13 protein-coding genes are annotated in these 15,114 nt (G+C 65.7%); 6 read left to right on the forward strand and 7 right to left on the reverse strand.

Features of this window, described 5'->3' with window-relative positions:
• Nucleotides 1-61: 61 nt before the first annotated feature.
• Entirely contained in the window at nucleotides 62-3,589 is a 3,528-nt protein-coding gene (locus HV744_RS29325; protein ID WP_175152854.1) for a DEAD/DEAH box helicase, read from the reverse strand.
• Between the two features lie 150 nt (nucleotides 3,590-3,739).
• Nucleotides 3,740-4,561: a DeoR/GlpR family DNA-binding transcription regulator gene (locus HV744_RS29330; protein WP_175152855.1), complete on the reverse strand. Its 822-nt coding sequence runs from the start codon at nucleotides 4,559-4,561 to the stop codon at nucleotides 3,740-3,742.
• Between the two features lie 285 nt (nucleotides 4,562-4,846).
• Between HV744_RS29330 and HV744_RS29335 the strand changes: the two genes are divergently transcribed.
• Entirely contained in the window at nucleotides 4,847-7,342 is a 2,496-nt protein-coding gene (locus HV744_RS29335; RefSeq protein ID WP_175152856.1) for a GcvT family protein, read from the forward strand.
• On the opposite strand, the gene HV744_RS29340 is transcribed toward HV744_RS29335, so the two are convergent.
• From HV744_RS29340 to HV744_RS29350, 3 genes are all read right to left on the reverse strand, one after another.
• A complete protein-coding gene (locus HV744_RS29340; protein ID WP_175152857.1) occupies nucleotides 7,339-7,878 on the reverse strand; it encodes a cytochrome b in 540 nt (179 codons plus the stop codon). The genes HV744_RS29335 and HV744_RS29340 overlap by 4 nt on opposite strands.
• Nucleotides 7,875-8,966, reverse strand: coding sequence for a catalase family peroxidase (locus HV744_RS29345; protein WP_175152858.1), 1,092 nt, complete (start codon nucleotides 8,964-8,966; stop codon nucleotides 7,875-7,877). Before HV744_RS29345 ends, HV744_RS29340 begins: the two co-directional genes overlap by 4 nt.
• Nucleotides 8,967-9,074: 108 nt before the next feature.
• The gene (locus tag HV744_RS29350) at nucleotides 9,075-9,347 is read right to left on the reverse strand and encodes a DUF4148 domain-containing protein (protein ID WP_175152859.1); all 273 of its coding nucleotides are present in this window, start codon (nucleotides 9,345-9,347) and stop codon (nucleotides 9,075-9,077) included.
• Nucleotides 9,348-9,638: 291 nt separating this feature from the next.
• On the opposite strand from HV744_RS29350, the gene HV744_RS29355 reads away from it, so the two are divergent.
• The 3 genes from HV744_RS29355 (at nucleotide 9,639) to HV744_RS29365 (ending at nucleotide 11,845) form a co-directional block, all read left to right on the forward strand.
• A complete protein-coding gene (locus HV744_RS29355) occupies nucleotides 9,639-10,364 on the forward strand; it encodes an anti-sigma factor family protein (protein ID WP_175152860.1) in 726 nt (241 codons plus the stop codon).
• 141 nt (nucleotides 10,365-10,505) lie between these two features.
• Nucleotides 10,506-11,024: a sigma-70 family RNA polymerase sigma factor gene (locus HV744_RS29360; protein ID WP_175152861.1), complete on the forward strand. Its 519-nt coding sequence runs from the start codon at nucleotides 10,506-10,508 to the stop codon at nucleotides 11,022-11,024.
• The gene (locus HV744_RS29365; protein ID WP_175152862.1) at nucleotides 11,021-11,845 is read left to right on the forward strand and encodes an anti-sigma factor family protein; all 825 of its coding nucleotides are present in this window, start codon (nucleotides 11,021-11,023) and stop codon (nucleotides 11,843-11,845) included. Before HV744_RS29360 ends, HV744_RS29365 begins: the two co-directional genes overlap by 4 nt.
• Nucleotides 11,846-11,894: 49 nt before the next feature.
• On the opposite strand, the gene HV744_RS29370 is transcribed toward HV744_RS29365, so the two are convergent.
• Nucleotides 11,895-12,818 carry a helix-turn-helix domain-containing protein gene (locus HV744_RS29370; protein WP_246279244.1) on the reverse strand — a complete coding sequence of 308 codons (924 nt, stop codon included), beginning with the start codon at nucleotides 12,816-12,818 and terminating at the stop codon, nucleotides 11,895-11,897.
• Nucleotides 12,819-13,027: 209 nt separating this feature from the next.
• On the opposite strand from HV744_RS29370, the gene HV744_RS29375 reads away from it, so the two are divergent.
• On the forward strand, nucleotides 13,028-13,933 hold the full coding sequence (locus HV744_RS29375; protein ID WP_175152863.1) for an NmrA family NAD(P)-binding protein: 906 nt from the start codon (nucleotides 13,028-13,030) through the stop codon (nucleotides 13,931-13,933).
• A gap of 29 nt (nucleotides 13,934-13,962) precedes the next feature.
• Complete coding sequence (locus tag HV744_RS29380) at nucleotides 13,963-14,169, forward strand: hypothetical protein (protein ID WP_175152842.1); 207 nt, start codon at nucleotides 13,963-13,965, stop codon at nucleotides 14,167-14,169.
• A gap of 178 nt (nucleotides 14,170-14,347) precedes the next feature.
• Here the strand turns inward: HV744_RS29380 and ribA are convergent, their stop codons facing one another.
• Entirely contained in the window at nucleotides 14,348-14,998 is a 651-nt protein-coding gene (gene ribA, locus HV744_RS29385) for a GTP cyclohydrolase II (RefSeq protein ID WP_175152893.1), read from the reverse strand.
• Nucleotides 14,999-15,114 lie beyond the last annotated feature (116 nt).

The raw sequence follows: 15,114 nt of genomic DNA on the forward strand, positions 1-15,114 counted from the left end.
GAGTCTGTCGAAAATGGCGCGCCCCGCGGTGGACCACAGCGCCAGCTCGCGCAGCGGCGAATCATCTCCCGCCTTCGAACTCCGGCATCGGCGCGAACAGCGCGTCGAGGTCGTCGTCCGAGAACTTGGCGGCGCCCGCGGCGTCTTCGGAGAGAATACTGTCGGCGAGCCCCGCCTTCTGCTCCTGCAACTCCACGATCTTTTCTTCGATGCTGCCCGCGGCAATCAGCTTGTAGACGAACACCGGCTTCTCCTGCCCCAGCCGATGCGCGCGGTCGGTCGCCTGATTCTCGGCGGCCGGGTTCCACCACGGGTCGTAGTGAATCACCGTGTCGGCGGCGGTCAGGTTCAGACCGACGCCGCCCGCCTTCAGGCTGATCAGGAACAGCGGCACGTCGCCCTGCTGGAAACGCTCGACCGGTGTGACGCGATCGGTCGTGTCGCCGGTCAGGATCACGTACGGAATCGCGGCTTCCTCGAGCGCTTCGGCGATCAGCGACAACATGCCCGTGAACTGTGAAAACAGCAGCACGCGGCGCCCTTCCTCGATCAACTCCGGCAGCATCGACAACAGCAGATCGAGCTTGGCCGAACGCATCGCGCGTGCGCCCTTCTCGATCTTTTCCTTGTCCACCTTTTCGACCTTGTGGCGCTTGCCGGCCGGATTGTCGGCCGATTTGCCAGCCGCCGTTTCATCAGCCTTCCCAACCTCGCCGCCGGCCTTGAGCGTTCTGACGAGGCGCGGATCGCAGCACACCTGGCGCAGCTTCAACAACGCATCGAGCACGATGATGTGGCTGCGCGCGAGCCCCTGCGCGCTGACCGCGGCGCGCACTTTCGCCTGCATCGCCGTGCGCACGGTTTCGTAGAGATCGCGCTGCGCGCCTTCCAGATCGACCGAGCACACGATGGTGGTCTTGTCCGGCAACTCTTTCGCGACCTCGTCCTTGCGACGGCGCAGCATGAACGGGCGGATGCGGCGCGCCAGCAGCGCACGGCGCACGCCGTCGCCGTTCTTCTCGATCGGATTGCGCCAGCGCCGGGTGAAGTCTTTCTGGTTGCCGAGAAAGCCCGGCAACAGAAAATCGAACTGCGACCACAACTCGCCGAGATGATTCTCCAGCGGCGTGCCCGTCAAACACAGCCGATGCCGCGCGCGCAAGCCGCGGATCGCCTGCGCGGCCTTGGTGGTGGCGTTCTTGACGTACTGCGCCTCGTCGAGAATCAGCAGGTGGTAGTCCTGTTCGGCGAGCACCTTCTGATCGCGCCACAGCAACGCGTAAGTCGTCAGGATCAGTTCGTGTTCGCCGATCTGCTCGAAGCGCTCCTTGCGCTGCGGGCCGTTCAACACCAGCACTTTCAGCCCAGGGGCGAAGCGGCGCGCTTCCTCGCGCCAGTTGTGCACGAGCGTGGTCGGAACGACGATCAACGCGGGGCGGTTCAGACGCCCCGCTTCCTGCTCCGCGAGAATGTGCGCGAGTGTCTGCACGGTCTTGCCCAGACCCATGTCGTCGGCCAGCACGCCGGCCAGATCCTGTTCGCGCAGGAACTGCATCCAGTTGAGGCCCTGCTGCTGATAGGCGCGCAGTTCCGCTTTCAGAGCGCGCGGCACCGGCACTTCGCGCAGGCCCGGGCCGGCTTGCAGACGCTGCGCGAGCTGGCGGATCGAATCGTCGCCACGGAATTGCCAGCGGCCCGTGTTGTTCAACGCGTCCAGCCGGCCGGCGTCGACCGAGGGCACGCGCAGCGGCGCGCCTTCGGCGAGCGTGCCGCCGAGCGCGTCGAACAGGTCGACCAGCACCCGCACCACCGGCTTCAGACGATCGGCGCGCAAGCGCAGCCGCTTGTTTTCCTCTGTCTTCAACTCGATCGGCTCATGATCGGCGATGCTTTCGAGCGCGCCGCTCAACCAGCGCCGGTCGCGCCGGAACAGGTCGGCGAGCAGCGGCTCGAGCCGCACGTTGCGCTCGCCGATGCGGATGCCCATCTCCAGATCGAACCAGCCGTCGCCCGCCTGATGCGCGGTGCCGTCGATCGCGTCGATCTCGATCACGTTGTAGCGGAACTCCGGCGCCATGGTCACGCGCCAGCCTTTGCTTGCCAGTTCAGGCACCGCGTCGTTGACGAACGCGGACCATGCGTCGGCATCGGGCAGGCCGAGCATCGTATCGGGCAACAGGCGCGACGCGTAGACGCGGCTGGTCGGGACTTTCTGCAGACCAGTCTTGCGCAATTCGAGGAGGCGCTTTTTCTCGGCCTCGTAGCGGCGGCGAATATGGATCACGTCGCCGCCCGGCATCGGCACCAGCGTGACGCTGCTGTCGACGTTGATGCTGACGCCGTCGTAGTCGAAGCTCACGCCGGCCAGTTCGACCGCTTCGGACTTGCGCTGTCCCGCCCTGGCCGCCTTGGCCGCGGAGGGCAGCGCGTGGCTGTTGAGCGTGAGCACCGGCACAGGATCGACGTCGATCACGCGAATCGCGGACGCGTCGTGCGTGGGCGGCGGCGGCAGCTCGGGCGCGATCTCGCGCAACACCGACGCGACCAGCGGCGCTTCGGCCAGCGAGATCGGCGGCATTGCGAGGTAATCGGGCAGTTGCTGGAACGGCAGCGACGACCGGACGATGCCCGCTTCGTTGGCGACACCGTCGACATACCAGACCGGCTCGGTCGGCAGGACCATCGTCGCGCGCGGTTCGGTGCACAGCACGGGCCGCAGACGCTGGTCGGCGAGCGGCTCCCATTCGATGCGTCCGGGCCGGTCGGCGGCGCGCGATAGCGGGGTCGGGCCTGCGTGACCGGGCGCGGGTTTGAAATCGAAGAACAGCCGCCCCGTGGCGATCAGCTTCTGCAGCATCTCGGCGCCGCTCGTGCCGCGCAGGATGAACTGGCCGAAGTCCTCGCGGGCACGGCCGAGCCACAAGCCGCGCAAGATCGACAGGTCTTCGTCGGAGACGAATTTTGGTTGCTTGAGGAGCGCCGCTTCGACGTTGGCCCAAGGCTCGTCGACTTCGACGATCGCACGGTCCGGATTGCAGCGCGCGCGGTACAGCACGACCTCGTGGCGCATGTGGAAGCTGGACCAGTTCAGCCGGTACGCGAGCGTCTGGGTGCGCGCGGCGCCCGCCGTTTGCGCGACCGCATCGGCGGCTTCGGCGCGGGCGCGAAAGCGCTCGAGCCAGCTCACCAGTTCGGGACGTACGCCGGCTGGCTGGGCGAGGTTCGTGATGGGCCTGGTCGGCAGCTTGCCTGCCGTTTCGCCGTCGCCCGCCCCGTCGTCCTGCCCGACGTGGGTGATGTGGTCCATCTCATCGTGATACTCGAGTTCGGCGAGCAGCAGAGCCGCAACGTGCTTGCAGTTGCGGCCGACCGGGCAGGTGCAGTCGCCTTGCGCCCACGGCGAACCGCCATCGGTGCGGAATCGCACCCGCGTTCTGTACGGAAGACGTTGCGTGCCCTGCACGTCGCCACTGAGCGTCGCGCCCTGCCATTCCACATGCGTGACTGCGCCGACCGAGCGCGCCTTGGCGACGGTGTGATCACCGAGCCATTCCGCAATCCGTTCCCGATCGAAGAAAACTGACGACATCTGCGTCCATTCCTATTCAAGCCGGCGAAGGCAATCGTGCGCGGACCAAACGGTTCGCCAGAGCGGACGCCGCGGCGGTGCGGACGCGGCGGCGGTGCGGCTGTCGGCGAAGTTCTGATCGGCAGCGATTGCCTGTGATAGCCGGCCATTTTACGCGTTGGAAGGGATTGGCTGTGGAGGCGGGTCCGGGAGGGGCTGCGTGGGATTGTCGGGCTCGCCGACCGCCACCTCCATCCCCGCCGCCGCAAACACCTGGGCAAGCGCAGGCACCGGCGCTTCATCGGTGACAAGCAGATCGATGGCGTCCGCCCCAAAAGCATGCAGCAGCGCGCTATGTCCGAATTTCGCGTGATCCGCCGCGACCACGCGCCGCTCGGCCTGGGCAAACGCGGCCACCGCAAACGCCACGTCGGCGGGCAGCGCATCCATGAAGCGCCCTCGCATATCGATCGCGGTAACCGACACGATCGCGTAGCGCACATGAAACTGGCGCAGGAAAGCCAGCACGCTGTCGCCGAACGCGGCGCCATCGTCGGCTCTCAACTCGCCGCCCGCGATGAACACCCGGTTGCCGTTGCGCGACGCCAGCACGCGGGCAACCTCGATGGAATTGGTCACGACCGTGAGCCGCGAGCGCGCGGCGAGCGCCTGCGCGATATGCAGACACGTCGTGCCGCCCTCGAGGATCAGCGAATCGCCGTCGCGCACCAGTTCGCCGAGGCGCGCGCCGATCGCCCGCTTGCCGTCGAGGCTCGCCACCATGCGGCGCTGGAACGGCGGCTCGTCGAGCCGCTCGGGCAGCATGACGCCGCCGTGGACCTTGATGAGTCGACCATCCGCGATCAGCGGCTTGAGATCGCGGCGGATGGTTTCGTCGGACACGTCGAAGCGGCCGGCAAGATCGGTGATCGTGCAGGTGCGCTGCTCGCGGACGAGTCGCAGAATTTCGGCTTGGCGCTGATTGGAAAGCATGAGGATCGAGCGGTGGCTGGTAGGCAGAGTCTAGCAAAGGTCATATTTCGACGGGTTGAATTCCCACACGTTGCCAAGAAAAACCACACCGCGTTACCGGCGAGCCGACATGCCTGCGTCTCCGCAGCCAGCCGCAAGCCATTGAGATCCCGCGCAACTATCGCCTTTTAACTTCCAGATGACTATGGCGTGACAGTCGAGCAATCCCTACAGATCCGAAGTGCTTGTTGCATCACGTGTATTTTTGAGGCAATCTGGGCGCATTGTCGCCGCGCAAATCCACATATGTCCACATCCATACCCTCTCACGCCCGCGTCGTCATCATCGGCGGCGGGATTATCGGCTGCTCGGTTGCCTACCATCTGACGAAACTGGGTTGGACCGACGTGGTGCTGCTCGAACAAGGGCAACTCTCATGCGGCACCACCTGGCACGCAGCCGGTCTCGTCGGCCAGTTACGCGCGCAGGAGAGCATGACGAAGCTGATCCGCTACTCGACCGCGCTCTACGCCGAACTCGAAGCCGACACCGGGCTCGCCACCGGCTGGAAGCAATGCGGCTCGCTGTCGGTGGCCCGCACGGCCGAACGGATGACGCAACTCAAGCGCACCGCCGCCGTCGCGCGCGCGTACGGCGTCGCGTGCGACGTCATCGGCCCGCGCGAAGCCGGCGACCTTTGGCCGGTCATGCGCACCGACGATCTGCTCGGCGCGGTCTGGCTGCCCGGCGACGGCAAAGCGAATCCAACCGATCTGACCCAGGCCCTCGCCCGCGGCGCGCGCATGCGCGGCGCACGCATCGTCGAAAACACCCGCGTCACCGCGATCCACACGCGCGGCGCCCAGGACGGCAAGGTCAGCGCTGCACGCGAAGTCGGCGGCCTTGCGTGGCGTAACAAAGACGGCGACGCCGGCCGTATCGACGCGGACATCGTCGTGAATTGCGCGGGTCAGTGGGCCAAAGCGGTGGGCCGGCTGTGCGGCGTGACGGTGCCGCTGCATTCGGCCGAGCACTACTACATCGTCACCGAGCGCATCGCCGGCGTGCATCCGGACCTGCCGGTGATGCGCGATCCGGATGGCTTTATCTACTTCAAGGAGGAAGTCGGCGGCCTCGTGATGGGCGGCTTCGAGCCGGACGCGAAGCCGTGGGGCATGCACGGCATCCCCGACAATTTCGAATTTCAACTGCTGCCGGACGATTGGGATCAATTCGAAATCCTGATGAAAAACGCGCTGCAGCGCGTGCCCGCGCTCGAAACGGCCCAGGTGCGCCAGTTCTACAACGGCCCGGAATCGTTCACGCCGGACAACAACTTCATCCTGGGCGAAGCGCCCGAGTTGCGGCGCTTCTTCGTCGGCGCGGGTTTCAATTCGATGGGAATCGCGTCGGCGGGCGGCGCCGGCATGGCGCTCGCCGAATGGATCGTCGCGGGCGAGCCGACCATGGATCTATGGCCGGTCGACATCCGCCGCTTCGCGCGCTTCAACGGCAATGACACGTGGCTGCACGATCGCGTGAAGGAAACGCTCGGCCTGCATTACGCGATGCCGTGGCCGAATCGCGAACTCGACAGCGCGCGGCCGTTTCGCCGCTCGCCGCTGTATGCGCTGCTGCGCGACGACGGCGCGTGTTTCGGCAGCAAGATGGGCTGGGAGCGCGCGAACTTTTTCGCGCCGACCCCGGCGCAGGCACAGATCGACTACGCGTTCGGCCAGCAGAACTGGCTGCCATGGAGCGGCGCCGAACATCGCGCGTGCCGCGCAGGCGTCGCGCTGTTCGACATGACTTCGTTCTCCAAATTTCTTGTCAAGGGACGCGACGCGCAAAGCGTGCTGCAGGGTATCGTCACCAACGACGTCGCCGTGCCGCCCGGCACCACCATCTACACCGGCATGCTCAACGAGCGCGGCGCCTACGAGTCGGACTTCACGCTCACGCGCGTCGCCGACGACCAATACCTGCTCGTCACCGGCACCGCGCAAACCACGCGCGACTTCGACACGCTCGAAAAAGCGATCCCGCACGACCAGCACTGCACGCTCGTCGACGTCACGGGCCAATACGCGGTGCTCGCCGTGATGGGCCCGCGCTCGCGCGAACTGCTGCAAAGCGTGTCGAAAGCGGACTGGAGCAATGACGCGTTCGCGTTCGGCCAGAGCCGCGAGGTCGATCTCGGTTACGCGACCGTGCGCGCCACCCGTCTGACCTACGTCGGCGAACTCGGCTGGGAACTGTACGTGCCGGTCGAATTCGCGGTCGGCGTGTACGAGACGCTGCATGCAGCGGGCAAAGCATTCGGCCTCGTCAACGCGGGCTACTACGCGATCGACTCGTTGCGTATCGAGAAAGGCTATCGCGCGTGGGGCCGCGAACTCACGCCGGATACGAATCCGTTCGAAGCGGGTCTGTCGTTCGCCTGCAAACTGGACAAGGACATTCCGTTTCGCGGCCGCGACGCGCTGCTGAAATTGCGCGCCGAACCGTTGCGCCGTCGCATGGTCGTGCTGAGCGCCGACGGCGCCGCCGAGCGCATGCTGTGGGGCGGCGAAGCGATTCTGCGCGACGGCGAGCCGGTGGGCTTCGTCAGTTCGGCGGCCTTCGGGCACACGCTCGGCTGTCCGGTCGCAATGGGCTACGTGAACAATCCGGCAGGCGTCGCGGATGCCGCGTATCTGCACAGCGGCCGCTATGCGATCGACGTCGCCGGCGAATTGCTGCCGGCCACACTGCATCTGCAAGCGCCTTACGATCCGCGTGCCGAGCGAGTGAAGTGCTAACGGCCGCCGCGCCCCATGCTCGAAAACACGCCGTCACGGCGGATCAGCCCATGAAACAGCGCGGCTGCGAGATGCAGCAGCACGGTCGCGAACAGCACTAACGCGAACCATGTGTGCAACGCGCGCAGCAGTGCGAACAGTTCGACGTTATGCGGCACGATCGGCGGCAAATGCAGCGGGCCGTAGAGCGTGATCGGGTATCCCGCTGCGGACAGCATCGCCCAGCCGATCAGCGGCATCGCCACCATCAGCGCATACAGCACGAGATGCGAGGCCTTGGCCGCGATGCGCTGGGGCGTCGCCATGTCGTCGGGCAACGGCGGACTGCCGCGTGTGATGCGCACGCCCACGCGCAGCACCACCAGCAGCAGCAACGCGATGCCGAGCGGCTTGTGAATCGCGATCAAGGTGTTGTGCGCGCGCGAGACGGTCGCCACCATCGCCACGCCGACGAACAGCATCGCGACGATCAGCGGCGCCATCATCCAATGCAGCAGCCGCGCTAGCGGACTGAAATGGGTACGCGTCGGCGTCATGAGTGATCTCCGTTTGCCTGCGTTTGATGAACCTCGGGATGCAGTGCTTCTTCACGCGTGCGGCGCTTGTAGGACAGCGCATACGCGGCCGAGCGCGCGGCGAGCAACGGATCGTCCGACGGCTTGATGCCGGCCGGCAGGATCGTCGGATCGAAGTTGACGTCGCGGCACGCGCCGTCTTCCTGCGACATCGCGCGATCGAGCACCAGCGTGCCCGCGTCGATATGCTGACGAGCGTCGGGCCATTGCAGTGTCGCGTCGTCGGTGGGATCGCCGGGTTGCGCAACAGTCAGGACCAGATGCCAGCGCAGCGGCCCGTTTTGCAGACGCTGATCGAGGTCGGCCTGGAGGAAATTCTTTTCGGCCTTCTGCGCATCGGTGATCGGCGCATATGGCGTCTCCGGCACCATCGCCCAGCGCACGGCGTGCGTCGTGTCCGCGCTGTCGGTAAAGCGGAATGCGTTGATGCCGTAGTACGCGGCATTCGCGAGACTCGATGAAGGCGGATGCGCTTTCACCCAGTTCTGAAACGGCAAGGTCTCGGGATTGGCCGCGTAGAACGCCTTGAGTTTCGCCGGGTCCGGTTTGCCGGTCGCCGGGTCGGGCTTCGCGGCAAGCAGTTGCTGATAGAACTGCGCGGGCGTGTGCACCGCGAACACGGGCGTCGAATTCATGCCGGTGCGCCACTGTTCGCCGTTCTGCAACTGGAACTGCAATGCGAGGCTGCGCACGGGCGAACTGGTATCCGGCGCGGACGGGTTGCCGCCAGGCACCGCGAAGCGTCCCGTGACCGGCGTGCGTCCCGGCGCGAATACCACGGCACGGGACAGTGCCGTGCCGTTGCCGTTGCTGTCGAAGTACCCTTCGACGCACAGACCCTTGGCATGATTGCGCCGATAGCCCGGATGCGGCTGACCGGCCACTGCTTCGAACGTGTTGATGAAACGCGACGTGGTGAGACGTGCGGGCGTGAGCCAGCCTGCCGTGTAGGCAAAGCCGCCGGCGAGCACCAGCACGACCGCGCCGATCGCGGCGAGTCGGCATGGCACGCAGACAGGCCCTGGGTTGGGAACGGAGGGTTGTGTCACGAAGACTCCTTGTCGGATAGAGGCACATGCCGGCTAACACGCGATACAGCGATCTATTCCAGTCGACACCGGCGCGCCCGTTCGATTCGCGCGCCGGCCGCCGATACTTCAATTGGCGTTGCCTGCGGGCGCGCGGCCGCTCGCGACGCGGCTGGCCTCAGCCGCCGCTTCCGCTGCGAGCGCTTCCTTGTGGTGCTTGACCTGTTGCGCGAAGATCGGGTTGACGTCCGGGTACGACGCATCGGTGATGTAATCCAGGCCGTTCTGTTGTGCCTCGATCAATTCCTGGTATACCTGAGCACGTGTCTTGCCTTCTGCAAAAGCGCTCGATGAAACAGCGAGAACGGCAACGGACAAGGCGGCAAATGCGAGCTTCTTCATGATGAACTCCTGGGAGTGTTGTGCGGGTTCGCATCAGGGAGAACCACCGCGTTGCGGCTTTTATTCCTGCGTCGACGGCGCGGAAAAAACATATTTGGAAAGCGGAATAAAAGGATGCGCGAGCGGGTTTGCTCGGGGTTCGGCGACATCGAAAAAATCGGCAAGGCATCGAGATGGGACCGTCATTGCGCCACCTGCTGCCTGGAAAAATGACGCACGGAATGTCTGGAATAAATCCGTGCCGACCCGTGTTCGCCCTTCGATAGCTGCAATCCGACGACCACCGACACCATGACCTCGACCGACGTCCCTGCTGACACGCCACTTTCCGAAGCCGACATTCAGGCCTACGCCGACGGTTCGCTGACGCCGGAACGCGCCGCGTGTCTGCACGACTATCTCGGCAAGGACCCGGCGGAAGCGCGACGGGTGGCGTTCTACGGCCGGCTGAACGCGCAGATTCAGCGCGCATTTCAAACCACTGACGAACCCGCCGCGGACCGCGTCGACGGCTCGCGCAGCGCGTCCAGACCGGCGAAACCGGCCGGACGTCCGCGCAAACTGGTCAACACGCTGGTGGCGCTCGCGCTGACGCTGGCGGCCGCGAGCGGCTGGCTTGCGGCGACCCAGGTGTCCGCCCAGGCGCTCAACAACGCCGCGGTGATGGCGTTGGCGGAAACCGCCGCACGGCCGTTTTCCGCGGCGTCGCCGACCCGCGCGGACCCGTCCGCGCCCGAGCTCGCCGCTATCGGCCTGCGGCTCGTCGATCGTCGGGTGCTGCCGCTCGGTCCGTTTCAGCGCGCCACCGAATTCATTTATCTGAACGGCGACAACCAGCCGGTGGTGCTGATGTCGACGCTGGCGCTGCTCGCGCCGGCGCAGCCGCAGTGGGCCGCCCGCCGCATCGGCGAGATCCGGCTGTTGAGCTGGACGGCGCAGCGCCAGCGCTTCGTGGTCGCCGGCGAAGCCCGCACCCATGGCCTGATGCGCGCCGCCGACGCGATGACCATGCGATGACATCGACGGCGCTCCACCACTTTCGTCCAGAGCAACGGAATAAAATGCGCTCAATGGTGTTTGCAGTTCGAATGCGCCTGGCAGCCCGAGCAACGGCCGCTGGCGCTATGTCTACGCAAAGCCCCAGGATCGGGATCAAAAATGGATGTCCGTGACGAGTTGATGGAGCATGTGCCGCGCTTGCGGCGCTATGCGCGCGCGCTGATCAACAATCGCGATCTCGCCGACGACCTGGTGCAGGACACGCTCGAGCGCGCGCTCGGCCGCACCGGCATGTTTCAGCCGGGCACCGACCTGCGCGCGTGGCTGTTCACGATGATGCACAACGTGTTCGTCAATCAGGCGCGCAAGGCGTCGGCGCGCGCCGTCCACGTGGCCGTCGACGACGACAGCGTCGCCGAGAGCGAATTTGCGGTGCCGTCCGAGCAGACCCGCTCGCTGGAGATGCGCGACCTCGACTATGCGCTGCAACGACTGCCAATGGAGCAGCGCGAAGTCGTGCTGCTGGTGGGCCTCGAGGAAATGAGCTACGCCGACGTGGCGCTTGCACTGAACATCCCACTCGGCACGGTGATGTCGCGGCTGTCGCGCGGACGCGAGCGGCTTCGGGCTTTGATGGCGGGCACCCAGCCCGGTGCGAAACTACAGGTGGTGCGATGAGCGACCAACACATGCCGATCGGCGAAGAAGATCTGCACGCGTACGTGGACGGCACGCTGTCCGACGAACGCCGTGTCGACGTGGAACGCGCGCTCGAACAGAACCCCGAGCTGGCCGCACGCGTCAGCGATTATTTTTCGCTGAACAACCTGTTCCATGAGCGCTATGACCGCGTGCTCAGCGAGCCGGTGCCAAAGCGTCTGCGAGCGCCCGCCCCGCGCCGCTGGCGCATTGCCGCCAACTGGCCGCAATTCGCCGGGATGGCGGCGGCGCTGGTGCTGGGAGTGGGCATCGGCGTCGGCACGCAGATGGGGCGCGACGTCGTCGCGCCGGTCGCGGTGGATCACTCGGACGCGCGTCCGGTCAGCGCGGACAGCGCCGAATTGTTCGCGCGGCAAGCGGCGGTTGCGCATGTGGTCTATATGCCGGCCATCGACCGGCCGACCGAAATGAGCGCCGATCACGAACAGGATTTCGTGCAGTGGCTCGCCAACCGGCTCGGCACCAATGTGCATCCGCCGGTGTTGTCGAAGAGCGGCTTCAACCTCTCGGGCGGCCGCCTGTTGCCCGGCGCCGACGGGCCGACCGCGCAGTTCATGTATCGCGGGCCGAACGGCGAGCGTGTCACGCTGTGCATCTCGCATCGCCAGGCGAACTCGAACACCACCGCGTTCAAGCTGTATCAGGCGGGGCCGGTGAACGTGTTCTACTGGGTCGATGGCGACTTTGGTTATGCGGTGTCGGGCGGGATCGATCGCAAGCAGCTGTTGCAGCTATCGCATGATGTGTACTCGCAGTTGACGGGCGCCGCGCCGGGTTGATACCGGCGTGCCCGGCTCAAGGCGACGCGCCGCAACGCATCGCGGGGTACTAGCTTCTCGAGCCGCTGCTGCCGCGATCGGGCAACACGGCGCCCGTCACGTCGTCGTCCGGCTTCGTGAAGAGAAGTTCGCGTGGCGTGACGCCCAGCAACCGCCCCATCCAGTGCGCCATGTGACTCTGATGCGCGAAGCCGGTGTCCAGCGCGATCTGACTCGCGCTGAGCCGGCCTTGAAGCAGCAACGCTCTTGCGCGCTCCACTCTGCGCTGCACCACGTAGCGATGCACCGGCATGCCGAGCGTTTCGCGAAACAGCACCTTGAAATGCGGCACGCTCAGATCGGCAAGCGCGGCCAGTTCGCTCAGCGTGAGACGTTGGTCGAGATGCGCTTCGATAAACTCGATCACCCGCGCGGCGGTCCTCGGCGCAAGCGTGCGGCGCCGGTCCTCGAGCGCCGGCGCACCGCCGATCAGCCGCACCACCATCGCGGTACACAGACTCTCGGCGTACAGCGGATCGGATGCGTCGTCGGCTTCGAGTTCAGCGCGTAACGCCCACGCGAGATGCTGAAAGCGCGGGTCGCGCATCTGGAACTGCGGGCGCAGTTGCGCGTCGGCCGACTTCAACGCCAGCTGTTCGATGGTCCGCTGCGCAAAATCTTCGCCGATCCACACGCTGAAAATCGTGCAGGCGGTTTCATCGCTCCATTGCCCGTCGAGCCCCGCCGGAATCACGTCGGCATCGCCGTGCGCCTGAATCCGCGCGTAGCGGCGTTCGTTGCACATGCAGCGCGCCCTCACCGGCGCGCCGACATGCACGCCCACCCGATGATGTCTGAACGCCGGGATCCGGTGCAGGCCGGCCGACACGTTGACCAGTTCCGCGCCGAAGCCCTGCCAGCCGAGCGTCTTGCTGGTGCGCAAGGCGATACGGGACCCACTGTGCGGTTGCAGTATCGGTGTCACGGCGTTCATGGCTTCCCTCGTGGATGGCGGCACAACGTACGTGCATTGTGCTGCGTTTTTCACCGCTTCGCCCGGCGCTACGAGATTCAATGCTTGCTCGCGCCGTATCGCCGAAAAAACCATCATCCGAATCTGCGCAGAGCCATCTTTGCCCGCGCGCTCGCCGAGCGTCATGCACCTAAGATGACGCCATACCAATCGCCCCCCAGGAGCTCAACGTGTTCGTGATTTTTGGAGCAGCCGGCAACGTGGGCCGGATGAGTGCGACGGCGTTGCGTCGCGCGGGCCGTGAAGTGCGCGCGGTGGTCCGCGACGAACAGCAAGGCGGCCCGCTCGCGGCAATCGGCTGCGAGATAGCCGTCGCCGATCTGAGCGACGCGGCGTCGGTGGCGCGCGTGATCGATGGCGCGCATGCCGTGCAGATGTTGTGTCCGGTGCCGCGTGCGCACGCGGATCCCGAGGCTGCGATGCGGCACATGATCGACGTGAGCGTCGCGGCATTGCGTGCCAATCCGCCGTCACGCGTGCTCGCGCTCTCCGACTACGGCGCTGAACAGCCGGGTGGCACGGGCATCACGACGCTTTTTCATCACCTCGAAACGCAGTTGCGGAGCGTGGACGCGCAACTGACGTTTCTGCGCGCCGCCGAGCACATGCACAACTGGGCTCGCGTCTTGCCGATGGCGCTCGCCCAAGGCGTGCTGCCGAGCCTGCATCATCCGTTGAGCAAGCTGTTCCCGACTGTCGCCGCACAGGATGTGGGCTTGCTGGCCGCTGAACTGCTGCTCGACGCAGGAGTTCCGCTGGCATCGCCACGCGTCGTGAGCATTGAGGGCGCTGAGCGTGTCAGCGCGCTGGATGTTGCGCGCACGCTTGACGAATTGACGGGCCGTCCGGTCGCCGCGCATGAAGTGCCGCGCGGCGAATGGGCCGCCGTGCTTCAGCGCGCCGGGCTCAGCGAGCATCACGCGCGCCTGATCACCGATCTGTACGACGCACACAACGCGGGCCGCATCGACGTCGAAGCGCGCGTCAGCGAACGGCGCTTCGGCGCGACGACGCTGGCGCAGGCGTTTGCGGCGATGTTGCCACGTGTGGCCGGAACTGCGGCTGCGCTCCGCTGACCAGCCATCGCCACAGAAGGAGACACAGCATGCAGACCTGCCTTTTGCGGCGCGCATCGATCGGAAACGAATCGGGGAAGACCGCGGCCTGTCGAACTTCATCGACGCGCGTGAACGCCAGCGCCAACCGTTGGCTGGCGATATCGGCGATGCTTCTGGGATGGGTCGGCTGGCGCGCGCTACGAGACCTGCTCGACGCGATTCCTGACAGCAACGACGATTTCGGTCTGTTCTGATTCGCGCCAGCGCGCTACCGCTATGCCGCTTTTGCGCCTTTTGCCGCTATTACTCCATGCAGCACGGGGGCCGTCCGAGGCACGCACACAACTGCATTGACCGACGCAACATCTCGACAAATCCGCCACGGCAACGCCGGCCGCCGCGCTCAAACGGCAGCCGGCAAACCCGCATCACTTATTCGTTCTCGTCGAAGTAGTGACCGAACTTGAGCTGCTTGGTGCGGATATAGCGCTCGTTTTCCTCGCGCATCGGAATCGCCAGCGCGACCCGCTCGCACACCGGAATGCCGTGCTTGGACAGCGTGTCGAACTTCTCCGGATTGTTGCTCATCAAGCGCACCGACGTGACCTTCAGCGTGCGCAGAATGCCCGCGGCCGAATCGTATTCGCGCGAATCGTCCGGCAAGCCGAGATCGAGATTGGCCTCGACGGTATCGCGCCCCTGCTCTTGCAGCGCATACGCGCGAATCTTGTTCGACAGGCCGATGCCGCGCCCTTCGTGGCCGCGCAGATACAACAGCACGCCGCAGCCTTCGGCCGCGATATAGCGCAGCGCGAGGTCGAGCTGCTCGCCGCAATCGCAACGATACGAACCGAGCACGTCGCCCGTGAGGCACTCGGAATGCAGGCGCGTCAACACGGACGACTGGTTGGCGACATCGCCCATCACGAGCGCGAGATGTTCGGCGCCGCTTTCGCACACGCGAAACACGTACGAGGTGAACGTGCCGTAGCGCGTGGGAAGCGTGGCAGTGGCGTCGAGAACGACGCACTCGCCGTTGATTGCGCCTTCTGCTGCTGGCGATGGATCGTGAGACGTGAGCATGGCGTTGGACAGTGGTGCTGACATGAACCCGATCAAACCGGGAATAAGGTATGGACTGGGAGTTTACCGCTAATCCGCGCGGCGCACCCGTATGTCCCTTTGCGGCACACGGAGCG

The sequence above is a fragment of the Paraburkholderia ultramafica genome, from assembly GCF_902859915.1.
Classification (GTDB): domain Bacteria; phylum Pseudomonadota; class Gammaproteobacteria; order Burkholderiales; family Burkholderiaceae; genus Paraburkholderia; species Paraburkholderia ultramafica.